Here is a 25,847-nt window from a genome sequence, read left to right as displayed (position 1 = left end):
CCTTCGTAACATCCATGAACGTTTTTGGCACTTTTGCCGCCTGTTTTCTGTCGCTTGCCTCCTTGTTTGCGAGTGGCCAGCCGAAGTCAGATTCAACCAATGTTGAAAATCTGGGTAATCAGGTCAATTCAGAATACAATGAGATAAATCCGATGATTGCACCGGATGGAAAGACCTTGTATTTCGCCCGAATCAGCCACCCCAACAACACGCACGGCACCAAGGGGAGTCAGGATATATGGTACTCCGAACTCGATGCCGCCAGTGGCAAATGGGGGCCCGCCCGGCGTATGGGCTTTCCACTCAATAAAGACGAGTATAACTGCGCCTACAGCATCACGCCCGATGGCAATTCTATGCTCATCAAAGGCCAGTATAACAACGGCACCTACGAAACACGGGGCTTTTCGCTGAGCAAGAAAACAGCAAGTGGTTGGTCGCCCCCGCAGAAAATGGACATTCCTAATTACGTCGGGATGAGCAAAGGTCAGTTTGACTGCGGCTTTATGTCGGCCGACGGGAAAGTGTTGTTAATGGCTTTCAGTGAGAAGAAGAACAGCAAAGAGGATGACATCTATGTCAGTTTTCGATTGAAAGATGGGGCTTGGAGCAAACCAATGAACCTTGGTCCAGAAGTAAATTCGAAATTCACTGAAACAACCCCCTTTTTGGCTCCTGACGGCGCTACACTCTACTTTTCAAGTGATCGGGAAGGTGGACAAGGCAGTAATGATATTTACGTTTGTAAACGTGTCGATAAGACCTGGAAACACTGGTCGAAACCGGTTAACCTCGGCCCAAAAGTAAATACCGATGGGTACGACGCCTATTATACGCTGGGCGCATCGGGCGATTACGCTTATCTGACAACGTTTAAAAATACACTCGGCAAAGGTGATATTGTCCGCGTTAAACTCGCCGACGACCAACCTACCAACCAGCCCGGAAAATTGGGTGGTGGCAATGATGTCGCGACAAATCCCGATATCACCCGTCCCGACCCAGTAGCGCTAATTAGCGGTAAGGTCATTAATCAAACAACCGGTAAGCCCGTAGAAGCCCGAATCATTTATCAAACCCTGCCCGATGGTGCCGAAGCAGGCGAAGCAACCTCTGACCCCATCACGGGCGAATACAAAATTGTGTTGCCTTATGGCCAGAAATACACAATGCGGGCGGTTGCCAAAGATTTCATTGCCGAAGGCGATAATATTGATTTGACTCAACCAAAAGGATTTCAGCAGATTACGGGGAAACAGTTAAAAATGACACCTATTGAAGTTGGTGGTATTGTACGCCTGAACAACATCTTCTTCGATACCGGAAAATCTGAACTTCGACCAGAGTCAGGTCCCGAACTCGACCGATTGGTTACGACTCTGAATGAAGCACCCAAGATGGTTATTGAAGTTCGCGGGCATACAGACAATACCGGTTCGAACGAGATAAATGCCAAACTTTCGCAGGACCGGGCAGATTCCGTTCGCGAGTATTTTATCAGCAAAGGTATTGAGCCTGACCGCGTTGCCAGTAAAGGTTTTGGTGAATCGAAACCTGTTGCCACAAACGATACCGACGAAGGGCGCCAGCAAAACCGGCGGGTAGAATTCGTAATTGTGAAAAAATAAGTCTTTGATCTGTGAGCTAAAAAAGATCACTATTTACTAACTATCAGCGTCAACCCTTGTTAATCTACTAGTTAAACGAACTCCCAATTTTCCCTTATTTATATCTAGAGATGCAACTCAATGCTGGCTGTGAACTTTCTTTTTTCGCCGAAACGCCAACTCCGCTCATTTTAATGCTACGTCCCCGGTCGGGTGCCGGGCAGTGGATCATTCGGGAAGAATACCAAATTACACCCCCTGTTAACGTTACCGAGTTTACCGACATGTACGGTAATCTTTGTCAACGGGTTGTGGCCCTGGAAGGTCCTTTTTCCATTCATTTCTCGGCTACGGTTCAAACGGCTGACCTAATCGATACCGCTCCCGGTGCGCCTTATACGCCTGTTGAAGAATTACCCGACGACGTACTACACTATACGCTTCCGAGCCGATACTGCCAGTCTGATCAGCTGGGCCAATTAGCGGCTCAAATTACGGAGAATACAGAACCAGGTTACGACCAGGCAGAAGCTATCCGCAAATGGATTCAGGAGAATGTAACTTATCAGTATGGTACCAGCGATGCCAGTACATCGGCCGTTGATACAGCCGCCAGCCGAATTGGCGTTTGCCGGGATTTTACACACCTGGGAATATCTCTTTGTCGGGCACTAAATATCCCGGCCCGGATGGTAGTCGGTTACTTATATAAGCTTGACCCAATGGATCTTCATGCCTGGTTTGAAGCCTATGTAGATGGCCGCTGGTTTACGTTTGATGCCACGCAGGCAAAGCCGCTTGGCAACCGCATCACGGTCGCTTATGGACGCGATGCCGCCGATGTTGCTTTCACAACCCAATTTGGCTCGATGACGCTCAACGAGATGAAAGTTTGGGTTGACGATGCTCAGAACAGCCAAAATGAAAGTGAAAAAAAAGCTGATGAGGCTCCAACCCTTACAAACTCAGCCGGGTCTACGAATCAAACAACAAATTAACCATGAAACAACGACTGCTTTTCTGCTCGTTAGTAGGAATACTAACGGCATGCCAGCATGAGAGCGATATTCAACCAAATTCGACCTCAATAGCGAGTGAAGTAGTTGGTACATACCGAACTAATTTTTATCTCGATCCTTCCTGTGTTGCTATTTCCGCCGGTCAAATGCCTTATGCTGAGGTGAAAGCACAATCGGATAGTACAGTTACACTCGTTTATACCCGATTATCCCCTACGAAAACAAGCCGTTCTATTGAGAATGTCAGCTTAACTCGTGAGTCTGGTGGCGTTCAACTGCGCGTTGGCAATTCGAGTATTGGCAGCATGCAGACAGACCGGATTTTTACCGATAATGGTATGGAAAAGCAGGGTAAACTACTACGGATCAATGTTCAGAATGAGCCAGAGAATTTCTTATATTTTGCTGGTATAAAGCAGTAAAATTACATCAGGATATAAAACAAAAGCGCGATACCGTTAGGTACCGCGCTTTTGTTTTATATGCTACAAGGTTCTTAGCGAACCGCAAATTCACCAGAACCGATCCGGAAGCCTTCCGAATAAAGCTCTACCGTGTATTTACCGGGTTTGTAAGGAAGACCACGTGTATAAAGCAGTTCAACGTTTTGACCGTTGCTTGTATAATTCACCGTTTGTTTTGTGGTGTAAATGGTTTCGTTGCCATCTACAGTGAACGTGCCTGAACCATTAGCCATATCTGAAACAACAGCTCCTGATGGGTCAAGTACCCGTACAAACACGTCTTTAGGTTCTTCTTTCGTCAGTGGATTATCCAACAGGGTATAAACCAACTTGATTTTGTCTAAGCGTTTTGCTTTATAGGAATCGTCATCTTTCACTTTCCCTTTCGCATTAACGGCAAATATTTTTACGTTTTGCGCTTTCAAAGCTGCAGCCCGTGTAACCTTAGTACTTAATTCCTGATTTTGAGACTGCACTTGCGATACAACGGTCGTTACCGAATCGCGAAACTGTTGGCCTTTTACTTTCAAGCCCGTATTTTCTTCGTCCAGCACCTTAACGTTGCTGGCCAGGGTTACGTTTTCACGTTGCAGATTGGCTATGAGTGTATCTTTCTCAACCAAAAACGCTTCGTACTGCTTGATTTTTGCGTCGTATTTTGCAATTGAAATACGGTTGCCTTTCCGTAATGAAGCCTTGTCCTGCTCCAGTTGCACTTTCATTTTTTCTAATTCCGAAACATCACCACCCAGTTTCTGGACTTCAGCAATCTTTGCGTCCAGTGCTGTCGAGATCGAATCTAACTTAACGCGGGTCGTTGAGAGTTCCTCAACACGTTCAGAGATTGTTACTTCTTGATTCTCAGAGACTTTTTTCTGATCGAAGTACAGATAACTCGATACGCCGGCCAGGCCTGTCATAATAATGAGGGCGGCCAGTAGAGCGCCGTTTGTTTTGGACTTTTGCGAATTATTTTCCATTGAAAATTTTCAGTTTAACAATTGAACATGCACAGACTTGTAAAAAAAGCCGCTTTCGCGGTTGTGTAGAGGTTGTTACATCTGAGGTTTTTTAGTGAATAAGAAAATGAAATCCGACTCGGCAAAGGCAGCTTGAGATGCGAATAGGCTAGTAGCTGAACGTTCGATGCCCTAACCTATTGCACTCTTCAACGTGTAGCTATCTTAAAATGTTTTTAATGTAGCTGGTAATTATGCTAATAATGCTAGCTGACTATTAGCTAAATGTACCGCAAAATAAATACTTTTTTCTAAAAGAACCAACTACCCTACTTGAACGAGCAAACTAATGGTGAAAAACAACCCGGATAGACCAACTGTTGTTAGCTAAACTCATTAGCAATGCCAGAGCTGCCAGAAGTTGAAATAAGACGCCAATATCTAGAAACATCCTCACTCAATCAGCCAATAAGCCATATTGAGGTTGAAGATAAAAAGCTTCTCACCACCGATTATGCAACTTTACAAAACTTATTGATCGGGAAGCAGTTTACGGGCACACAGCGGGTAGGCAAAAACTTATTTGTGCTGACCGATGCGCCCGATGTAATCGTTCATATGCATTTTGGCATGACCGGCGACCTGGAATATTACCACGCATCGCTTGACCGGCCCCGCTTTGCCCGAATTGTTTTTGAGTTTACCAATGGCTTCAACTTGGGCTTTCTATGCCCCCGTAAGTTTGAACGGGTTGGTTTAATTGATAATATAGATGCGTTTTTACAGCGGAAAAAGATTGGTGACGATGGGCTTGCTATTTCACTCGCCACCCTGACAGAGCGGGTACGACGGAAAAAGGCGTTCATTAAACCCGTTTTGCTTGATCAGAGTGTTGTAGCCGGATTGGGAAACTGGATTGTCGACGAAGTGCTGTTCCAAGCATTTATCCACCCCGAACAACGTGCCGATACGCTCACCGACAATCAACTGAGCGAACTCCACAGTGCTATCCGGCTCGTACTGGAAACGGCCATTCGCTATGAAGCTACTTATCGCGATTTCCCGAATAGCTTTCTGATTCATGTTCGTGAGTGGGACGATTCTCCTTACGACGATGTGGAAGCCCATAAGTTTTGCCCTCGCTGCCACACCCGCATCGAACGCTCCGTTGTGGGTGGTCGCACAACGTTCTTATGCCCGAAAGAGCAAAATACCCACTAGTTCATTTTGTTATACAACGGATTGAACTAGTACGCGAATTAGTCCGTTGTCATAATACATGTATCTACACGTATTATGACAACGCAACGTACTATTTCCGATATACGCACCGCTACACCCAATAGCGTAGGCGATGGCTTTATTGGGTTGAACGCTTTCCATCCGCAGGGTGCCCGGCCATTCAATCCGTTCTTATTACTGGACCATCATGGCCCTATGCAGGTGCAGCCAACCAACAAGCCGAAAGGAGTCGATCAGCATCCGCATAGAGGCTTCGAGACCGTAACAATTGTTTACGAAGGTGCCCTGGAGCACCGCGATTCGGCCGGGAACCATGGTAAACTTTTTTCCGGCGATGTGCAGTGGATGACGGCCGCATCGGGTATTATTCACGAAGAAAAACACGAACAGGAATTTTCCCGGCAAGGTGGTCAACTCGACTTTGTCCAGTTGTGGGTTAACCTGCGGGCAAAAGACAAAATGAGCCCACCACGCTATCAGGATATTGCGTCTGCCAAAATCCCCACGGGTACACTACCCGGTGGCGGTCAATTGCGCGTTATAGCGGGTGACCTGGCTGGACTACATGGCCCGGCAAACACCTTCAGCCCGATAACCGTCGCCGATTTGACATTGACGGGCGGCCAGTCAGAAACGATTACTGTTCCTGCCGATCATTCCCTGATGGTATACGTCCTAAGTGGTCAGGCAACGATTAATGGAGAACCCATTGAGCGTGGTCAGCTTGCCCTCACGAATGTTGATGGCGATACTGTTACCCTTTCGACTGCATCGGGAGCGAAGTTTCTTATCTTATCCGGCGAGCCTATTCGGGAGCCATTAGCCGTATATGGCCCTTTTGTGATGAACACAAGGGAGGAAATCATGGAAGCCTTCAGCGATTTTCAGGCCGGCCGAATGGGTTCGCTGAGTTAATCGCTTCTGTGGTAGAACGTAGGGTTTATTCAATCTTACAGTCTAAATAAATGGACAATGTAGAATGAAAAATGAACGATAGAATGTTGTCTGCAAATCAGATTTTCATCATTTGGGGCTGTTCGCGTTATTCATTATCAATTTTATATTGTCCATTTACTTACCACAACTTCTCACAAATCTTTAATATTGCCGAAGCCGATAACATCCCGATACGCTGGATTATCGCGCAATTCGGTGGCGCGAATGAGCTTGTCTGCGCCAAATTTTGCTTTCAGATCATACAGCGTTTGCCGGAACTTTCCCTTCCGATCATCGCTCCCAAACAGGCTTAACGGGACAACTTCCGTTGGAATGAACCGAAAAACGGCGACACACATGCTTCGTAACTGTTCATTCAGGACAGGCTCGCATTTGTGTGCTACCTGAAATTTATCCAAACGCTCTTTTATAATTCGATACAGTTCAGGACCATCCTGCTTTGGCTCCGAAAAACTGGCTTCATAGTTGTAGGTCTTGCCATTTTGGTATCGGCAGGAAAACGACATATCCTGACAAAATACGCCCTGCTGCACCATTCGCCGTTCGAGGGTCAGGCAAAGTGATTGCAACAACTCCTCCAGCCGTTCGGGAGTACTGCGCTGGTCTGAGGAGATCGTGCGCATCGCCGACATGCTTTTGTTGCTGGCATTCGTTTCCAGGTCGACTTCACCCCCAAAGTTCAGACGCAGGTGCCAGTGCCAGCCAATAATACTTTTGCAAACTGCCTTCAGATGGTCGGGGGAAGCATACCGCAACTGGAGCGGTGTATGTATGCCACCCGCCTGTAGTCGGGCCGCCATGCGATGTCCAATACCGGGCAAGTCGGTAAGCGTCATGGTTTGTAACACACTATCTATTGTATCGGGTGTAATAATGGCCAGACCGTCCGGTTTTTTTATGTTCGATGCCAGTTTAGCCAGAAACACATTTGGCGCAATCCCAATCGAGCAACGCAGCCAATCGCCCACTTTCTGGCGAATAGCCTGCTTAATGGCTGTCGCCGTTTGCTGCATGTCTTTGTAGACCAACTGATAATTAGTCAAATCCACAACGGCTTCGTCAATACCCTTGGGCACAACATCGTCCGAAAATGTCCGTAATACCTCAATTATTTTGACGTGATACTCTCTATACCGAGCGGGATGAGTTTCAATAGGTACCAGCTCCGGGCAGAGGACCATCGCTTCATCCAGACGCATACCCGTTTTTATACCCCGCAACTTGGCTTCTACCGAAGGGGCTATAACGCACCCCTTTCGACCCGTATAAACACAAACCCCCACAGGCCGCCCCCGCAGCCAATAGTTATCCTGCTGTTCGCAGGACGCAAAGAAGCTGTTCATATCGACAAACAGAATCGTTGAGCGTGTATCAGTAGAAAGTCGATTGTGGTTCATTAATTTTAGGATAACAAAGTATCTTTTAAGACAGCAACTCGTCTATATTTTGACTATGTTTGCTGTAATACAAGCGCAATATATTTTACTTGTATTATATTTACCAACTATCCATACGACAATGGTTGAAAATTGTCTAAAAATAAATTCATCCCCCGTGACTGTCCAAGAACGACTGAAGCAGGTTTTCGATGCCTTAGGCATTACTATTTATCAGATTGCCAAGGAGCTAGGCGAAAACCCATCTAAATTTTACAACATCCTGAACGGCCGGGCCAAGCCTTCATACGATACCATCATGAGTTTATTGGCCTGCTACCCTCAAATCAGTGCTGACTACCTGATTCGGGGTATTACGCCGATATTGAACTCGCCCCAGGCCAACGCCCGCATGATGACCTCCGACGAGGATACCATTGAGGTGCCTTTTGTGCCGGTAAAATTCTATGCTACGTTCGTTGAAAGTTTCAGTGATGGTATTAGTGCTACTGATGTGGAGTCTTTCCGCGTGCGGAAGCCCATTATGAAGGGGCACAAAAACGCCGTTGTCCTGGAAATTTCGGGGAGTAGCATGAGCCCGCAACTGGCTCATGGTGCCAAAGTGCTGGCCATACCCGTTAGCGAAAACAACTGGGAATACCAGTCGGGCGGGGTCTATGCCGTTATGTATCGGGATTATTTCGTTGTGAAGCGCATTCGGGACAACGAGCTCTTAACCCGTAAATACCTGACACTTCACTCTGATAATCCCAATGGCGGCAACGTAACCGTTCCTTTGCAGGATATACGGGGGCTTTGGAAAATTGTAGCTATTGTTGAAGCTCCGGTAGAGTAAAGCAGGCAGCCTATTCCAACGGACAACATACGGGCCAACCGGGCAGGAGCGTAAAGTCTCAGAGACGCGCTCTTACTCTGGCACCTGCTATCAAATCTGCGACCTTCGGTAACAAGCTTGCCTTCTACATAAAACTTATCAATGCGGCTTATCTCAGTTATCCTCATGCTCTTGGTCACTCACCGTATGAGTGCACAAGTAAACATTTATACTGTAGATCTTACGAATTTTTATGTTGCATTCGACAGTATACAAACAACTACAGATACCCTTAAGCAACAAAGCTATTTACAAACGTATTATTTTGACAAAGCAAGTACCGGGTTAAAAAAATTTATTGAATTAGACATTGACCGGAACAATGAAAAACTAAGTGCAAAAACACTTTTACGGCATATTGCTAAAAATAAAGACTTATATATTCGAAAGCGACAGTGGATCACTTCCACAATTGACAGTCAGAAGAAGATAATTGAAAAAAAGATTAAACTATACAAAACACTTTATCCTGAATTCGTAGACGGGAATATCGTTTTCGTAATTGGAAGAGAAATAATAGTTGGAAAGTCTAACGGAAAAGATTTACTTATCGGGGCCGAAGTTATGGCCAGTGAAAACAGGGAGTGGGCATTACCTATCGTGCTACACGAATATACACATACCCAACAATGGATTTTTAAGAATATTGATAAAATTTTTTCTAAACAACCCCTGCAGTTAACACAAATTCTGGCCAATGCAATCTGGGAAGGTAATGCTGATTTTATGGCAGAAAAGGTATATGGCAGACCATTAGAAAATTTTTATCCCAACCATTATAATGAATTTGGCTATAAACATGAAAAGTTGATCTGGGAGAGATTCAAACAGGAATTGTTTTCTCCGCTAACCGATAATAAACAATGGTTTTATGCTGATAAGGAATTTAACGGCAAGAAAGTAAGAGACATCGGGTATTTCATGGGTAATCAAATTTGCAAAGCGTACTATAATAAGGCCAAAGACAAAAAGAAAGCAATTGCCGAAATGATTAATTTACAGCTAGATTCTGATGAATCGGCCTTTAAGTTTTTAGTAAATTCAGGGTATGCAACACAAGATGAAATTGTAGAGCTAACTAAACGATTTAATGAAAGTAAACGTCCTAATTAAACGACCGGCGAGTCTGCGCCAAATGCAATTTTTGATAGTATAAACCAGTCAGTTAACCTGTATACTGGCCTATTCATTTACCATAAACGCAAGCATTAATTAAATAGAACAGAACAGCCTGTTTCCCGTGCCTTTCGCGGAGGATTGACAAAAACAGACTGTTTCATCCGCTTCTTTTTTTTGTTACACCGGCACTGGCTTTTCCATCACATCTTTCTGGTGGGCCCACATCTCCTGAAATACATCACTCCGCACTTGTAGTTCCGCGAAGCTGCCTTTGTCAATGATCTTGCCGTCCTGCATGATATAAATGTAGTCGAACAGGGGCAGTAAGTGCAAGCGGTGCAACGTGGAGACAACTGCCTTGTCCGCAAACTCATTTAATAATTTGCGGTAAATAGCCAGTTCAGTTTTGGGGTCGATGCTGCTAGTCGGTTCGTCGAGCAACACAATATCGCTGGAACGGGCTGCCAACACCCCCCGCGCCAGCGCTAGTCGTTGCCGTTGCCCACCCGATAGATTTACACCTTTTTCCTGAATATTCGTTTCCAGACCATTAGGCAATTGGTTCACGACATCATTGAAATGAGCAATCTGGCAAACCTCATGAATAGTCTCACCGTCAAAAGGTAGGCCGAGGGTAATATTGTAGGCAATTGTATTCTCAAAAATCTCCGGCTCCTGCGGAAACAGCGTGACGGTGTTGGCAACCGCGTTCAAATCGAAAAAAACATGATCGTCTACCCGAACAGACAAACCGGGTTCGGGCAGATATAAACCCCTTAAGAGTGTTAACAGCGTGCTTTTGCCGGAACCACTCTCCCCAATAAAAGCGATTCGTTTGCCCCGGCTCAGACTAATTTGCAAATCATGTATGTTGGCTACTTTTTCGTCTCTTCCTGTTAATCGTCCATGAGAGAAATTAAGTCCGGCAATGTCTATTGTTTGCCACTTATCGGGTAGTGTTTCGTGTACGGGGCGCTCGTGTTTTGCGTAAGCATAACTAATGCTACGGGCCGTCTGCACATCGGTATTAAACTGTACGATTTCTGTGTATTGGTAAGCTACATCGTGAAAGACGCTTGTAAACTGGTTAACATAACCCAATAACGTCACTAATCCACCAATCAAAAAAACCTGTCCGGGCACATAATGCTGGTACACATAACCCATCGTCATAACGATGTAAATCACGCTTACGAGGATCGTAGCGGCAAACCACTTCCATTCGTTAATTTTCACCTGACGCATAAACGGCGGGAAAACAGCCGCCACTTTACTAGCCAACCCTGCTCGTATGCGCTCTTCCAGCCGAAGCGTGATAACCGTAATAATATTGGATAAACTATCGAACAGCGTAGCCGAAACGACGTGTTCACCCTCGTTTGTCTCATCGAGCGCCTTAATAAACGGCCTATCGAATCGTAGAATAACCCAAATGGTCAAGGCTCCAAGAGCAACACTAACCAGACCAAAAACAGGGGAAAAATACAACATCGCCCCGAACGAAAAGACAAACTTCGAGATGGCCTGAAGGTACATAAAGCCATCCTGAAAAAACTTTTTCAGGGCGTCATAGGCTTTCCGAATCCGGTTGATGGTGGCTCCGCTATGGTGATCTTTATGCCAGCCAACGGGCAAATGCAGTGTTTGGTGGAATAGCTCATCCAGAAAGTTACGGCTTAGATTGAACGCCAGCCGTCGTTCCATAATGCGCGCCGGGCCATGAAACCCCCATTCCAGCAACTCAAGACCCATGTAGGCACCAACAAAAAGCCAGACCAGTTTGAAAACGTCTGTTCCCTGTTGCTGGAGCTGTCCAACGAACCAGCCGTACAGCAAGGGCCGCAGGGCAGATACGACATTGGCCAGAATAAACAGACAATAAACAAGTATATACTGCCGCTTTTCGTGCCGGGCATAGGTCCAGGCGATCCGCAGCAGAGCAATGTATGGGTTTTGCATGATTCCAGGTTAGGATCTTAATTTCCCTAACGCATTTACCTGTTAAAATGGTCAGAAAAGGCGAATAGTTTCTTCTATATTCTTTGCTTATCGGTTGCTTTTATCGTTGACTTTCAGTAATTTTGCGTCCTGATTTGCAAAGGAGCCTTCTGCCAATTGCAAGAGGTTTCTTCCTTCGACTCTAGAATTACATAACTCTCAGTATAACAAGCTAATGGCTCGCGATTTAAATTTCACGAGAAACATCGGTATCGCTGCCCACATTGATGCGGGTAAGACGACCACAACCGAACGAATTCTCTATTACGCAGGGGTAAGCCACAAGATTGGTGAGGTACACGATGGTGCCGCAACGATGGACTGGATGGAACAGGAGCAAGAGCGGGGTATTACCATTACCTCAGCCGCTACAACTGTTGACTGGACCTACCGCGAAAATAAGTATCATATCAACATCATTGATACGCCCGGCCACGTTGACTTCACGGTTGAAGTTAACCGTTCGCTTCGTGTTCTTGATGGTCTGGTATTCCTGTTTAGTGCTGTTGACGGCGTTGAGCCTCAGTCAGAAACCAACTGGCGTCTGGCCAACAATTACAACGTAGCTCGTTTGGGCTTCGTTAATAAAATGGACCGCTCCGGCGCCGACTTCCTGAACGTGTGCAAGCAGGTGAAGGAAATGCTGGGTAGCTACGCCGTTCCCCTTCAGTTGCCAATCGGCGAAGAAGAAAACTTCAAAGGTGTAGTTGACCTGGTTAACTTCCGCGGTATCCAGTGGAATGAAGACGATAAGGGAATGACATTCCAGGAGGTTCCCATTCCAGCGGACATGCTGGATGAAGCAACTGAATGGCGTGAAAAACTTCTTGAAGCTGTTGCTGAATTTGACGACTCGCTGATGGAAAAATATTTCGAAGATCCTGCATCGATCTCGGAAGACGAAATTCTGGCGGCTTTGCGTAAAGCAACCATCGCCATGAAAATCGTACCGATGCTTTGCGGTTCGTCGTTCAAAAACAAAGGCGTACAAACGATGCTCGACTATGTGATGGCCTTATTGCCTTCGCCGTTGGACAAAGAAAGCATCATTGGTACGAACCCAGACACAGGCGAAGAAATTTCGCGTAAACCATCCACCTCCGAGCCATTTGCTGGTTTGGCGTTCAAAATTGCAACCGACCCATACGTAGGCCGTTTGTGCTTTGTTCGTTCTTACTCAGGTGTGCTGGAGTCGGGTTCTTATATCCTGAACAACCGGTCGGGCAACAAAGAGCGTATTTCGCGTATTTTCCAGATGCACGCCAACAAGCAAAACCAGATTGAGCGTCTGGAAGCTGGCGACATCGGTGCCGTAGTTGGTTTTAAAGATATTAAAACCGGCGATACACTGTCGGATGAGAAGCACCCAATTATTCTGGAATCAATGGTATTCCCAGAGCCAGTTATCGGGTACGCTATCGAGCCTAAAAAATCGGCTGATCAGGACAACTTCTCGAAAGCTATTGGTAAACTGATTGAAGAGGACCCAACCCTTAAAGTTGAGTCGAACGAAGAAACCGGCCAAACCATTATCCGTGGTATGGGCGAACTTCACCTCGAAATCATCATCGACCGTATGCGTCGTGAATTCAAGGTAGAAGTAAATCAGGGTGCTCCTCAGGTTGCTTATAAAGAGAAGCTTACCAAGAACGTTGAACACCGTGAGGTTTACAAAAAGCAAACGGGTGGTCGCGGTAAATTTGCCGACATCGTATTCGAACTTGGACCACGTGGCGAAGACGAAACTGGTGTAATTCCATCAGGCTTAGAATTCGTAAACGGTATTGTTGGTGGTGTAATTCCTCGCGAATTTATCCCTGCCATCGAAAAAGGCTTCAAAGAATCGTTGAAAAACGGTCCTCTGGCTGGCTTCCCGCTCGAAAGCATGAAAGTTCGGATATTCCACGGTTCATACCATGACGTTGACTCCGATGCGCTATCGTTCGAAATGGCCGCTCGTATCGGTTTCCGTGAAGCAGCTCGTCAGGCTGGTCCGAAATTACTCGAACCGATCATGGCTGTTGAGGTCTTGACACCCGAAGAATATACCGGTCCAATCACAGGTGACCTGAACCGTCGTCGTGGTGTAATGAAAGGTATGGATACAAAAGCAGGGTCGCAGGTGATCAAAGCTGACGTTCCTCTTTCAGAATTGTTTGGTTACGTTACGGATTTGCGGACGATGTCGTCGGGTCGTGCTACGGCCAACTTGACCTTCGCGCACTTCGAAGTTGTTCCAAACAACCTTGCCGAGACTGTTGTAGCAAAAGAAAAAGGTACAGTGAAGGCGTAAGCCTCTCTAAAATATTGGGCAGTGGGTCAATTTGACCGACTGCCCATTTTTTGTGCAGTCGGAGTAAATGGTTCTTTCGACGCACTATCATATAACGAACCAAAACACAATGAGCCAAAAAATTCGCATTAAGCTAAAGTCGTTCGACCACATGCTGGTTGACAAGTCGGCTGAGAAAATCGTGAAAGCGGTTAAATCGACAGGTGCCATCGTAAGCGGCCCTATCCCTCTGCCAACAAACAAGGAAATTTATACCGTACTGCGGTCGCCCCACGTCAACAAAAAGGCGCGGGAACAATTCCAACTTTGTACCTACAAGCGGCTGGTCGATATCTACAGCAGCAGTGCCAAAACCGTAGACGCGCTGATGAAGCTCGAACTACCAAGTGGCGTTGATGTAGAAATCAAAGTCTAACGATTTTCTGCTAAAGGCTAAAAATGCCGCAAGTACGAGACCTGACCCGTTTCGAACTTGCGGCATTTTGCATCAAGCCTAATTTCCTTACCATACCGATGAATTATAAGCGCTTTTACCGGGTTATTTTTGTATATTGTACGTTACGGCACATAGCCATTTAGGGAGATTTTATCCGTTATGTTAAACGTCATTCAGCTACTACCCGATTCGATTGCAAACCAGATAGCCGCTGGTGAGGTCGTTCAACGACCAGCTTCGGTGGTGAAGGAGTTGCTGGAAAATTCGGTAGATGCCAAAGCGAAATCCGTACAGGTAATTATTCGCGAGGCAGGTCGGAATTTGATTCAAATTGTCGACGATGGCCTGGGCATGACAGAAACAGATGCCCGCATGAGTTTTGAACGCCATGCTACCTCTAAAATTCGTACCTCCGATGATCTGTTCCGTATCCGCACTATGGGCTTTCGGGGCGAAGCACTGGCCTCCATTGCGGCTGTAGCGCAAATCGAAATGCGAACACGCCGGGCCGAAGAGGAATTGGGTACGCTCATTCGGATTGAAGGGTCTGACATTAAAGCTCAAGAGTCCATTTCGTGCCTGCCGGGCACCAACCTGCTCATTAAAAATCTATTTTTCAACGTACCGGCCCGTCGCAACTTTCTGAAATCGAACTCGGTTGAAATGCGTCATATTATTGACGAGTTTCAGCGCGTAGCGCTCGCCAATCCGGAAGTTGCCTTCTCCCTCTTTCATAACGATCAGGAAATTTATAATCTGCCATCGGGTAAGTTGAGTCGTCGTATCGTTGATATGTTTGGCAAGAGCTACCGCGAGCAACTGAATTTCTGCGAGGAGCAAACACCCTATGTGACTGTGCATGGCTACATAGGCAAGCCGGAGTCGGCAAAGAAAGCCCGCAATGAGCAGTTTTTCTTTGTTAACAACCGGTTCATAAAACATAACTATCTGCATCATGCGGTAGTAGGGGCGTATGAAGGAACCCTGCCCGAAGGTAGCCACCCGTTTTATGTGCTGTTTATCGACATCGACCCGTCGCACATCGATATCAATATTCACCCTACCAAGACAGAAATTAAATTCGACGACGAACGGTCTGTTTACGCGATTATGATGGCCGCCGTTCGAAAAGCGGTAGGGCTCTATAACCTCTCGCCATCACTCGATTTTGATTCAGACGTTAACTTTCTGGCGGGTGTTCGTCCGGGTCCGGGAAAATCATCGACGGCAGACGTAAAATCTGACGTACAACAACCATTGCCTGAGCGAAATGGCGCACGGCCCATTTCACCATCATGGGCATCGGGCGCAACGCAACCGGTGAATGAGCGGGGCTCAACCCGGAATGATTCACTGGATAAAGCGGCAGGCAGTAGTTTCGATATTCCTAAAAAAGCGTCGGTCAACAATTGGCAGGCCTTATATGAAGGTGTAGCTCCCACCGAATCAATCGCCCGGCCGGTGACCCCAGGTGGCACATCGGACAAAGAAGGTGACTGGTTGGGGGAGGCAAAACAGCCATCGCCATCTGTCGTAGACCAACTGTCAATGGACAGTGAACCTATCACTATGGGGAGCCGCGCGAATCAACTACAAGTTGGTTTAGAGTCTGCGGAGGAACAAGCCCTGCCGGTGTTGGTTGATGATGACACGATTATTCAAGTACAAAATCGTTACCTTTTAGCGCCAATAAAGTCAGGAATGTTACTGATTGACCAACGGCGTGCCCACGAACGAATTCTGTATGACCAGTTTCATACAGCCCTGACAAAACGAAATGGCTCCTCTCAGCAACTATTGTTTCCAAAAACAATTACGCTGATGCCCGTCGATTTTCAACTGGCTCTCGACCTGCGTGAAGATCTGGTGAACCTAGGCTTTGAGTTTGATGAGTTGGGAGCCAATACCTTCGTTATTCGGGGTGTACCGGCCCTGGTTATGGGGGAAAATGAAGAAGAACTATTTGCCAATCTGCTGGCACAGTTGCGGGCAGATACGGGCCGACTGAAATTAGACCGGATTGAATCAATGGCTCGATCGCTGGCTCGACGGTCGGCTATGCGTTACGTGAACCGTTTAAGCACAACGGAGCGAAAGGCATTAGTAAACCAATTATTTGCATCGGTAAATCCCAGTTATACGCCCACCGGTGAACCCGTAACGGTTGTATTATCGTTGGATAAAATTGCGGGACTATTTCGCTGATAATTGAGTTAATCAGCATAACTTGTCAATATAAGATGTTTTCACTTTCTCCTGTTGTTCGCGTTCTGTTAATAATAAACGTTTTGGTTTTTCTGGTTACGAATGAGTCAATAATTGATCAATTTGGACTACACTCGTTTTTATCTGATAAATTCAACCCAATTCAATTATTAACACACATGTTTCTGCACGGTGGTTTTAACCACATATTCAGTAACATGATTGGGTTGGTGGTGTTTGGCCCTATGCTGGAACAGTTTTGGGGACCTCGTCGGTTTACGTTTTTTTACTTTTTTACCGGCCTGGGTGCTGCATTCTTATTCTCCGGAATAAACTATTTTGAGATGCATGACGTATATGAAACAATTCAAAATTATCGACTTCATCCTGGTTACGAGGAGTTTCTAAGTTTTGTTGATCTTCATGCAGGTTCTTACTACGATGGTCTGGTACCATTTATTGAAAAATTTAAAGCGTTCCCGAATGATAGCAATAACATTCAGGACAGTGTTACGATCGTCAATCGTATTTTTACCAATCAGGTTGATGAGCCCATGGTTGGCGCATCTGGAGCAATTTTTGGCGTAATAATGGGTTTTGGATTATTGTTTCCGAACACTCAACTGTTTTTATTGTTTCCACCTATACCAGTAAAGGCCAAGTACCTCGTTATCTTTTACGGAGCCCTTGAACTTTACTCGGGTGTTTATCGGGCGCAATCCGATAACGTTGCTCATTTCGCCCATATCGGCGGTATGTTGTTTGCATTTATACTGGTGAAGTACTGGGGTTCACAACGAAAAACGTTTTATTAGGGATGAGCGGATTGTTCGATGATTTTCGGAGCGAATTCAATAAGCCCAACAATACGTTGGTGCAATTGATATTAGTTAATGTCGTCATATTTCTGGTGCTGTTACTGACGAAGGTCGGCCTGACAATGGCCCAGAACATTGTGGTGTATGATTTTATTCAGGATCAGTTAACAATTCCAGGCGAAATAAATGCGTTTCTGCATAAGCCCTGGACACTGTTTACTTATTTCTTTACGCATGAAGAGATTTTCCATATTCTCTATAACATGCTGTTCCTGTACTGGTTTGGTCGATTGATTGACGAGTATCTGGGAAATCGTCGGCTTATGGGGCTGTACATTATGGGCGGTGTTGCGGGTGGTCTGCTGTATTTGGCAATGTATAACCTGGTGCCTTATTTTCAGAACCAAGTTGGTACCGCTCAAATGTTAGGTGCATCGGCAGCCGCATTTTCGGTAGCCGTTGGTGCTGCTACCCTGTTGCCAAACTACACGTTTCATCTGTTATTCTTTGGTCCGGTTCGAATTAAATACATCGTTTTCTTCTTTATTATCCTTTCCGTAGCTCAATCGGCTGGCACCAATGCCGGTGGTCATCTAGCTCACCTTGGGGGAGCGTTGATGGGATTTGCCTACGTTAAGCTCCTGCAAAATGGTACCGATCTTGGTCGGCCTATTTACTGGCTTTTTGATGGGTGGAGCAATTTACTCAAACCGAAGCCTGCCATTAAGGTGTCTTACCGTCAACGGAGCAACGCCAGCGCCCAAACCAGCCCTTATGTAGCCTCGGCGGGGGCAGCCGCTACTTCGGCATCAACACCGGATCAGGACGAAGTCGATATGATTCTTGACAAAATTTCTCGCTCCGGTTACGAGAGTCTAACCCGCGAGGAAAAGCAAAAACTTTTCCGTGCCAGCCAGCGGAATTAACTGGTTATCACCCTTTATCAATGTCATTTACTGATTTATTCATACTGGAATGGCGTAGAGCAGTACTTATTAATTCCTTTAAAAATCTAAGCCTTTAGTGCCCACGTATATATGTAGGCAACTGAAGGCTTAGATTTTTTATAATTACTGAAATTTGTAGTAGCTTCGCTTTTCAAAACCTATTGACAAGTTGTCAGTAGAACAAAGGTTTCTGTACGTGTGTTGTTGTAAGACAGACGCTTATCTGCTACCATCATGCTGATTACCCCTGGCAACCTTCTTGCCACTATTAATACCCCCGAAGATCTTCGTAAACTCGATAAATCCCGCTTACCCCAGGTCGCCGATGAATTGCGTCAGTTTATCATCGACGATGTATCGGTTTACGGCGGCCACTTCGGTGCCAGCCTGGGTGTAGTTGAATTAACTGTCGCTCTTCATTACGTTTTCAATACCCCCGACGATCAATTGGTTTGGGACGTTGGCCATCAGGCTTATGGACACAAAATCCTTACGGGTCGGCGCGAAAAGTTTCACACAAATCGCTTCTACAAAGGGCTTTCCGGCTTCCCAAAACGCAAGGAAAGCGAATATGACTCATTTGGTGTTGGACACTCCTCTACGTCTATTTCGGCCGCTTTAGGGATGGCCGTAGCGTCACAGTTACAGGGCAACTTGCAGCGGAATCACATTGCCGTAATTGGCGATGGGGCTTTGACAGCGGGTGAAGCCTTTGAGGGTATGAATCATGCTGGTGCTACTGATAGCAATCTGCTCATTGTTCTCAATGACAATTGCATGAGTATTGATCCCAATGTGGGTGCTCTGCGCGAATACCTGACTGACATCACTACATCACAAACCTATAACCGGGTAAAAGACGAAGTCTGGAATTTGCTGGGCAAGATGAATAAGCTTGGCAAAACTGCTCAGGAGCTGGTATCGCAGGTACAATCGGGCATTAAGAGTTCACTGCTTGATCAAAGTAACCTTTTTGAGTCACTTAACCTGCGTTATTTTGGTCCTATCGATGGGCATGACATCGATCATCTGGTTAGTGTGCTGGATGATTTAAAACACATTCCCGGTCCGAAACTGCTGCATGTTCTGACGGTAAAAGGAAAGGGATATGCACCCGCCGAGAAAGACCAGACCAAGTGGCACGCCCCTGGTTTGTTCGATAAAGTAACGGGCGTTATTCAAAAGAAAATTTACGATTCACCCCAGCCGCCCAAATACCAGGATGTGTTTGGGAATACATTGGTTGAGCTGGCCGAAAAGAACCCACGCATCGTTGGTGTAACACCCGCCATGCCATCAGGTTCGTCGATGAACCTGATGATGAAGGCGATGCCAACCCGTGCCTTCGATGTGGGCATTGCTGAACAACATGCGGTTACGTTCTCGGCGGGTATGGCTACGCAGGGTGAAGTCGTGTTCTGCAATATTTACTCGACATTTATGCAGCGGGCCTACGATCAGGTTATTCATGATGTCTGTATTCAGGAGCTGCCGGTCATTTTTTGTCTTGACCGAGCCGGTTTTGCCGGTGCCGACGGGCCAACACACCACGGGGCTTATGACTTGGCTTTTATGCGGTGTATCCCAAACATGATCGTAGCGGCTCCAATGAACGAGCAGGAATTGCGCAATATGATGTTTACAGCGCAATCTGACGAAATTCAGCAGGGGAAACATGCCTTTACAATCCGTTATCCCCGTGGCGAGGGTGTTATGCCTAGTTGGCGTACACCACTCGAACAACAGGTAGTTGGTAAAGGCCGCCTGATTTCTGATGGCGAAGATGTCGCTATTCTGACTATTGGTCATATTGGTAATTACGCCGTTCAAGCCACAAACATGCTGGCTAAAGAAGGCATTCGCCCAGCCCATTTCGACATGCGCTATGTGAAACCGCTGGATGAGGAGCTTCTGCATCAGATTTTCAGTCGCTTTGATCGTGTCCTGACCGTTGAAGATGGGTGTGTGATGGGTGGCTTTGGCAGCGCTGTTCTGGAATTCATGTCCGATCATGGCTATATGGCCCGCGTTAAGCGCTTGGGCATTCCCGATGCCGTCATTGAACACGGCGAACAGCTTGAGCTGCATCATGAATGTGGCTTTGACCCCCAAGGTATTGCCGATGCCGTTCGTGAATTGCTATTCACAGGCCGCGCAGTTACAGTCTAAAAATACAGGAACGCGGATTAAACAGATTGAGCAGATTTTAACGGATAAATAATCTGTTAAAGTCTGTCAAATCTGTTTAATCCGCGTTCTCTTCATTTAGAGTCTATGAAAGTTTTCAAATTTGGTGGTGCCTCGGTGAAAGATGCAGACGGGGTCCGAAATCTGGCCGAAATAGTCAGAACGCAGGGGCAGGACGCGGTGATCGTCGTATCGGCAATGGGCAAGACAACAAATGCCCTTGAGAGCCTCGTTCGGGCTTATGTCGATCAACAGCCAGATAGTATCCGGACACATCTGGCTGGCCTACTAGCCTATCATTCCAATATCATGAGTGAACTGACAGGCGACTTCAGCCTCGTTCATCAGACATTGACTCAGCTTGAAATCCACCTAAAAAGCCCGGCGAGTGCTTTCTACGATGAGGTTTACGACCAAATTGTTTCGGTTGGCGAATTGCTGTCAACTCAGATTATTGCGGCCTATCTTACCCAAACCGGTCTTGCTGCACGCTGGCTCGATGCCCGACAATTGATCCGAACCGATACAACGTTTCGGGAAGGCCGGGTCGATTGGGAGACAACCAGCCATCAAATAAAGGCTGCTGTAACCAAGAGCGGAGTTTATATAACCCAGGGATTCATCGGTCAGTCGGCCGACAACCGGACAACGACGCTTGGTCGCGAAGGGTCGGATTATACGGCCGCTATTTTTGCTTACTGCCTGAATGCCGCGAATGTTACGATCTGGAAAGACGTACCGGGCGTTCTGAACGCCGATCCGAAGTGGTTTGACGAAACGGTCCTTCTAGAGCGGTTAACCTATCAGGACGCCATTGAACTGGCTTATTACGGAGCTACGGTCATTCACCCGAAAACCATTAAACCACTCCAGAACAAAGGTATCCCACTTTACGTCAAGTCATTTCTGAAACCCGATGCACCCGGAACAGTTATTGGCAATCACGAGCGTCATCTTACCATTCCGTCCTTTATTTTCAAAGTCAATCAGGTCTTAATTTCACTTCATCCAAATGACTTTTCGTTTATTGCCGAGGATAATCTGAGCCGGATTTTTGGTCGGTTTGCTCAGGCGGGCGTCAAAATTAACTTGATGCAAAATACGGCGATCAGTTTCTCGGTTGTTGTCGATAATAACCCGGATCGGGTGCCTGCCCTGTTAGCGTTATTGAAAGAGGATTTTCGGGTAAGCTATAACGACGGTCTTGAATTAATTACAATTCGGTATTACGATCAGGGAACGATAGACCGGGTGCTCCCCAACAAGAAATTATTGCTGGAACAAAAAAGCCGGTACACCGTACAGCTTGTTGTTAAAGATGTGAGCTAGAAAAGTCCATTACTGCCGGTATAAAGGGCATTCTATTCATTTCGTGTATCTTTGAGTATGCCTTTACCCATTGCACTTCCTCCTATGTACCACGGTTATTTCAATGGCACTATTGCCTCTACAGACCAGCTTACAGTTGGCGTTACGGACCTTAGCCTGCTTCGGGGGTATGGGCTGTTCGACTATTTCCTGACCTACAATGGGCGGCCGTTTCAATGGGACTGGTATTGGGAGCGATTTCAAAATTCAGCATCCCGCATGCACTTGCGGCTACCATTGAGCAAAGACGAAACCTACGCTATCGTTATGAAGCTTGTGGAGAGAAGTAATGAAGCGAGTCGTAAAAATGGACTGGCCACACCTATTGATGTAGCGTTTCGGTTTATTCTGACGGGTGGTTATTCTGCCGATAGCATCAGCATTGAAAAACCCAATCTGCTCATTCTGACCGAGATGATTCACCCGGTGCCAGCGGTGCAATATGAGCAGGGTATTAAAGTAATTCTGGACGATTATGTCCGGGATATGGCCGAGGTTAAAAGCACCGATTACAAGCGTGTTATTTTAATGGCCGAAGCCATAAGGGCTGCGCGTGCGTCGGATTTGCTGTATCAGAAAGGGGGCGAAATAAGCGAATTGAGCCGAAGCAATTTCTTCATTGTTAAAGGAGAACGGTTGATAACGCCCGATAAACATATTTTGCACGGCATTACCCGGAAAACAGTCATTCAATTAGCCCAGAGCGATTTTCAGGTTGAGGAGCGCAGCGTGCTTCTTTCTGACCTGTACGATGCCGATGAGGCATTTACCACCAGCTCAACCAAAAAAGTACTACCCATTACTCAAGTCGGCGAGTTGACTATCGGCAACGGCCATGTTGGCCCCAAATCAAAATTTTTGCTGGAACGCTTCGATGAGTTGGTGCAGTCGTGGTAAAATACCTGCGGCATATTTTATTATTACAGCCTTCGTTACAGCCTCCTCCTGACCAATTCGACCCAGACAGGGCAAGCCCGTATAATTTAAAATAAGCGTTTCTGTAGATGGTACAGTAGGGCCATTAAACAGAATTCCCATTAATGGAATATTGCGGCTACGGCAGGCATCGACCGATAGCAAGGTGTGGTTGATACTGCCCAGATAGTTTCGCGACACCAACACTACCGGCAAGTTCAGTTTTTTCACCAGATCAATGGTGAGATCCTGGTTGTTGAGGGGCACCATAAGCCCTCCCGCCAGTTCGATCACCAGGTTACTCCGGGTCTGAGGGACTTCAAACGCATCTAACTCAATCGTAATCCCGTCTATTTCGGCGGCAGCATGTGGCGATAGCGGTTGGGTAAGTCGGTACGCTTCCGTATGAAAGCAGGATGCTGAATTACTAATTAACCGCCGAACGGTATCTGTATCGGAATCATCCAGACCGCCCGACTGAATGGGTTTCCAGTAATCGGCCTGTAACGCTTCGACCAGAACCGCCGACGCAACCGTTTTGCCAATTTCTGTGCCGATGCCGGCAACAATTAATTTTACCTGATTCATTGGGTAGAATGGCTCCCTAAAGAAGTCTGTAAAATGGTTATTAGCCTGTCTATTTCTTCGGTTGTATTAAATGCATGGATGCACAGCCGTAAACGCTCCTGCCCTGCCGGGACTGTCGGGCTCAAAATAGCGCGTACATCCAACCCCATTCGTTGTGCTTCTATAGCCACTGCCCGAGCGTTAGCATTACCCGGAACGAGCAGACACTGAATTGGCGACTGGCTATTTGACCAGTTTGTGGCGGGCAACAAATCAAGTACCTGATTACGGAAGTAAGTAAGTAGCCTGTGAAGCTGGTACGAAGCCTCCGGACTCTGTTTTATGTATTCATGAGCGCAACGAATTGCCACCAGACTATGCGGAGGCAACGCTGTTGTATAAATAAAAGGGCGGGCAAAATTAATTAAGTAATCACGAAGCACAGCCGGGCCAACAATAGCGGCCCCATGAACGCCCAACGCTTTTCCGAACGTATGCACTCTGGCCAGTACTCGATCCTGTAAACCCAGCGAAACGACTAACCCCTCGCCCTGCTGACCATTTGGGCCGGAACCATACACGCCCGTAGCATGCGCTTCATCGACGATCAGAGCGGCCCCGTATTCGTCGCAGAGATCAACCAACTCAACAAGCGGAGCCATGTCGCCATCCATCGAATAAACGGACTCTACGGCTACAAAAATTTGCCCCTCCTGTTGTGATGCCTGCTGAAGTTTACTTGTTAAATCGGCCAAATCATTGTGCCGGAACCGATGGCGGGTGGCATAACTAAGCCGCGCCCCATCAATCATACTCGCATGAATCAGCTCATCCGTCAGGAGTGTGTCACCTGCTTTGGGCAGGCAGGCCAATAAGCCAATATTAGCATCGTAACCGGAGTTAAATACCAACGCAGCTTCTGCTTTATAAAACTTCGCCAACTCCTGTTCTACCTCATCTGCCAGCGCTGTTTGTCCGGCCAGCAAACGGGAACCCGTTGCCCCTGTTCGGGCATTTGTCAGAGTCAAGTCGGCTTGCTGAATAGCACTTTTAAGCGTCGCGGAACGGGCAAAACCGAGGTAATCATTTGAACAAAAATCCACGGAGTCATTGGCCGTTCGGAGTTGCCGCAACAAGCCTTCCTGCTTATAAGCAGCCAACCGGTTGGCCAGTGTTTGGGTTACTGAGCGTGTTACTGTAAACATATTAACAAAGGTAAAGCGCAGAAGCAGATTGGTTAATGGTAATTTACCATCAATTGCTAAAATGTGCGTAAGTACCTAGTTATCCACATTTGCAATGTGGATAACTATCGTTCAAGGATACATTTGCCGATAAAAGTGTATGAATGAGGTATAAATACCCTCCATAAACTAACAAACTGGTCTGTCAGCCATTTATTTTAAGAACTATTTTCCCAAACTGTTTCCCACCATCCATCTTTTTCATAGCCTGTTCTATGTCAAATAAAGGGAAAACCTCATCCAGCACAGGCACAATTTTATGGGTATCTACAAACGAAAGCATAGCCGCGAATTCGTGTTCGGTGCCCATCGTTGTACCAAAAATCGACAACTGTTTAAAGAACACTTTCGGCGGAATAATATCAGTGATAGTACCGGTTGTACCCCCAAAGAAGGCGATGCGACCACCCGGTGCTGCCAAATCAATTAATTTGGCAAATCCAGGCCCGCCCGCACTATCTATAATAACATCGAAATAACCCCGGGCCGGATTACCAACGCGACCACCGTCTGCTTCGGTTATGAGCGTTTTAGCCCAATCCGCATCTCTATAATTGATGCCTCCGGTTGCTCCTAAGGCTTTAGCTCTGGCTAATTTCTCCTCAGAGCCAGATGTTACCCATACTTCGGCTCCGGCAGCCACTGCAAATTGAAGGGCGAACAGGGCGGCTCCTCCACCAATACCCGTAATCAGAACTTTTTCTGGTGTGCCAGATGTGTGTAAGGCCGCACGGGTCATAAGTGCCCGCCAGGCAGTTAGGCCCGCCAATGGTAGCGCGGCTGCCTGCTCGAACGAAAGGTGGGCGGGCTTATGATGGATGTAATTTTTATTGACTACTACATACTCAGCAAACGTGCCATTGTCGGGCATACCTAAAATCCGAAAATCCGGCCCGTAAAACCTGGGGTTATCGCCCCAGTTAAGCCCCGGATTAATAATAACCGCCTGCCCGCGCCAGGCGGTATCGACCCCTTCTCCTACCGCAACCACTACACCCGCCCCATCTGATCCCAAAATAGCCGGGAGCTTGATACCCGGATACATACCCTGCTGAACAAATACATCGCGGTGGTTAAGAGCTGCAGCATCGACTTTTATGAGCACGTCGCCCGGCCCGGCGGTGGGCATAGGCGCGTCGATCAGCTGCACTGGTTGTTTTTTTTCGGTTAACTGGATGGCTTTCATGAACTGGTGTTTAAATACAGGTTAGGTAGTAAGGAACTCATAAGT

The 25,847-nt window shown here is 46.7% G+C and carries 21 protein-coding genes; 15 read left to right on the top strand and 6 right to left on the bottom strand.

Annotated elements, in window-relative coordinates; genetic code table 11:
• Nucleotides 1-14 precede the first annotated feature (14 nt).
• The 3 genes from CWM47_RS10515 to CWM47_RS10505 all read left to right on the top strand — a co-directional run bounded on the left by CWM47_RS10515 (nucleotide 15) and on the right by CWM47_RS10505 (nucleotide 3,048).
• Nucleotides 15-1,628 (top strand): OmpA family protein, encoded by a 1,614-nt coding sequence (locus tag CWM47_RS10515; protein ID WP_100987935.1) that lies wholly within the window; start codon nucleotides 15-17, stop codon nucleotides 1,626-1,628.
• A gap of 110 nt (nucleotides 1,629-1,738) precedes the next feature.
• Nucleotides 1,739-2,605: a transglutaminase family protein gene (locus tag CWM47_RS10510; protein WP_100987934.1), complete on the top strand. Its 867-nt coding sequence runs from the start codon at nucleotides 1,739-1,741 to the stop codon at nucleotides 2,603-2,605.
• 2 nt (nucleotides 2,606-2,607) lie between these two features.
• Nucleotides 2,608-3,048 carry a hypothetical protein gene (locus tag CWM47_RS10505; protein WP_100987933.1) on the top strand — a complete coding sequence of 147 codons (441 nt, stop codon included), beginning with the start codon at nucleotides 2,608-2,610 and terminating at the stop codon, nucleotides 3,046-3,048.
• A 74-nt stretch (nucleotides 3,049-3,122) separates the two neighbouring features.
• Here CWM47_RS10505 and CWM47_RS10500 read toward each other — a convergent pair whose 3' ends face one another.
• Nucleotides 3,123-4,070, bottom strand: coding sequence for a hypothetical protein (locus CWM47_RS10500; protein ID WP_100987932.1), 948 nt, complete (start codon nucleotides 4,068-4,070; stop codon nucleotides 3,123-3,125).
• Nucleotides 4,071-4,451: 381 nt separating this feature from the next.
• Here CWM47_RS10500 and CWM47_RS10495 point away from each other — a divergent pair, with 381 nt between their 5' ends.
• Entirely contained in the window at nucleotides 4,452-5,270 is an 819-nt protein-coding gene (locus tag CWM47_RS10495) for an Fpg/Nei family DNA glycosylase (protein WP_100987931.1), read from the top strand.
• A gap of 75 nt (nucleotides 5,271-5,345) precedes the next feature.
• Nucleotides 5,346-6,206: a pirin family protein gene (locus CWM47_RS10490; RefSeq protein ID WP_100987930.1), complete on the top strand. Its 861-nt coding sequence runs from the start codon at nucleotides 5,346-5,348 to the stop codon at nucleotides 6,204-6,206.
• 173 nt (nucleotides 6,207-6,379) lie between these two features.
• Here CWM47_RS10490 and CWM47_RS10485 read toward each other — a convergent pair whose 3' ends face one another.
• Nucleotides 6,380-7,645, bottom strand: coding sequence for a DNA polymerase Y family protein (locus tag CWM47_RS10485; RefSeq protein ID WP_100987929.1), 1,266 nt, complete (start codon nucleotides 7,643-7,645; stop codon nucleotides 6,380-6,382).
• A gap of 121 nt (nucleotides 7,646-7,766) precedes the next feature.
• On the opposite strand from CWM47_RS10485, the gene CWM47_RS10480 reads away from it, so the two are divergent.
• Entirely contained in the window at nucleotides 7,767-8,480 is a 714-nt protein-coding gene (locus CWM47_RS10480) for a LexA family transcriptional regulator (protein ID WP_100987928.1), read from the top strand.
• Between the two features lie 186 nt (nucleotides 8,481-8,666).
• Nucleotides 8,667-9,632, top strand: a complete 966-nt coding sequence (locus CWM47_RS10475; RefSeq protein WP_157815948.1) for a hypothetical protein — start codon at nucleotides 8,667-8,669, stop codon at nucleotides 9,630-9,632.
• A gap of 183 nt (nucleotides 9,633-9,815) precedes the next feature.
• Here the strand turns inward: CWM47_RS10475 and CWM47_RS10470 are convergent, their stop codons facing one another.
• Nucleotides 9,816-11,597: an ABC transporter ATP-binding protein gene (locus CWM47_RS10470; RefSeq protein WP_100987926.1), complete on the bottom strand. Its 1,782-nt coding sequence runs from the start codon at nucleotides 11,595-11,597 to the stop codon at nucleotides 9,816-9,818.
• Between the two features lie 214 nt (nucleotides 11,598-11,811).
• Here CWM47_RS10470 and fusA point away from each other — a divergent pair, with 214 nt between their 5' ends.
• The 8 genes from fusA (at nucleotide 11,812) to CWM47_RS10430 (ending at nucleotide 22,787) form a co-directional block, all read left to right on the top strand.
• Nucleotides 11,812-13,929 (top strand): elongation factor G, encoded by a 2,118-nt coding sequence (gene fusA, locus CWM47_RS10465; protein ID WP_100987925.1) that lies wholly within the window; start codon nucleotides 11,812-11,814, stop codon nucleotides 13,927-13,929.
• Nucleotides 13,930-14,038: 109 nt separating this feature from the next.
• Entirely contained in the window at nucleotides 14,039-14,344 is a 306-nt protein-coding gene (gene rpsJ, locus CWM47_RS10460) for a 30S ribosomal protein S10 (protein WP_012930032.1), read from the top strand.
• Nucleotides 14,345-14,524: 180 nt separating this feature from the next.
• A complete protein-coding gene (gene mutL / locus CWM47_RS10455) occupies nucleotides 14,525-16,570 on the top strand; it encodes a DNA mismatch repair endonuclease MutL (RefSeq protein ID WP_100987924.1) in 2,046 nt (681 codons plus the stop codon).
• Between the two features lie 35 nt (nucleotides 16,571-16,605).
• Entirely contained in the window at nucleotides 16,606-17,385 is a 780-nt protein-coding gene (locus CWM47_RS10450) for a rhomboid family intramembrane serine protease (protein ID WP_100987923.1), read from the top strand.
• Between the two features lie 2 nt (nucleotides 17,386-17,387).
• Nucleotides 17,388-18,314 carry a rhomboid family intramembrane serine protease gene (locus CWM47_RS10445; RefSeq protein WP_100987922.1) on the top strand — a complete coding sequence of 309 codons (927 nt, stop codon included), beginning with the start codon at nucleotides 17,388-17,390 and terminating at the stop codon, nucleotides 18,312-18,314.
• Between the two features lie 255 nt (nucleotides 18,315-18,569).
• Nucleotides 18,570-20,504 (top strand): 1-deoxy-D-xylulose-5-phosphate synthase, encoded by a 1,935-nt coding sequence (dxs, locus tag CWM47_RS10440; protein ID WP_100987921.1) that lies wholly within the window; start codon nucleotides 18,570-18,572, stop codon nucleotides 20,502-20,504.
• Between the two features lie 105 nt (nucleotides 20,505-20,609).
• Nucleotides 20,610-21,851: an aspartate kinase gene (locus tag CWM47_RS10435; RefSeq protein WP_100987920.1), complete on the top strand. Its 1,242-nt coding sequence runs from the start codon at nucleotides 20,610-20,612 to the stop codon at nucleotides 21,849-21,851.
• A gap of 84 nt (nucleotides 21,852-21,935) precedes the next feature.
• The gene (locus CWM47_RS10430) at nucleotides 21,936-22,787 is read left to right on the top strand and encodes an aminotransferase class IV (RefSeq protein WP_100987919.1); all 852 of its coding nucleotides are present in this window, start codon (nucleotides 21,936-21,938) and stop codon (nucleotides 22,785-22,787) included.
• Here the strand turns inward: CWM47_RS10430 and bioD are convergent.
• The 3 genes from bioD to CWM47_RS10415 form a co-directional block, all read right to left on the bottom strand.
• On the bottom strand, nucleotides 22,740-23,393 hold the full coding sequence (gene bioD / locus CWM47_RS10425; RefSeq protein WP_100987918.1) for a dethiobiotin synthase: 654 nt from the start codon (nucleotides 23,391-23,393) through the stop codon (nucleotides 22,740-22,742). The genes CWM47_RS10430 and bioD overlap by 48 nt on opposite strands.
• Entirely contained in the window at nucleotides 23,390-24,577 is a 1,188-nt protein-coding gene (locus CWM47_RS10420; protein ID WP_100987917.1) for an aminotransferase class I/II-fold pyridoxal phosphate-dependent enzyme, read from the bottom strand. The genes bioD and CWM47_RS10420 overlap by 4 nt, the downstream gene beginning before the upstream one ends.
• A gap of 184 nt (nucleotides 24,578-24,761) precedes the next feature.
• Nucleotides 24,762-25,802, bottom strand: coding sequence for a zinc-binding dehydrogenase (locus tag CWM47_RS10415; RefSeq protein ID WP_100987916.1), 1,041 nt, complete (start codon nucleotides 25,800-25,802; stop codon nucleotides 24,762-24,764).
• Nucleotides 25,803-25,847: the final 45 nt, after the last annotated feature.

This window comes from Spirosoma pollinicola (genome assembly GCF_002831565.1).
Taxonomy (GTDB): domain Bacteria; phylum Bacteroidota; class Bacteroidia; order Cytophagales; family Spirosomataceae; genus Spirosoma; species Spirosoma pollinicola.
This window is presented reverse-complemented; position numbering and strand designations above follow the sequence as displayed.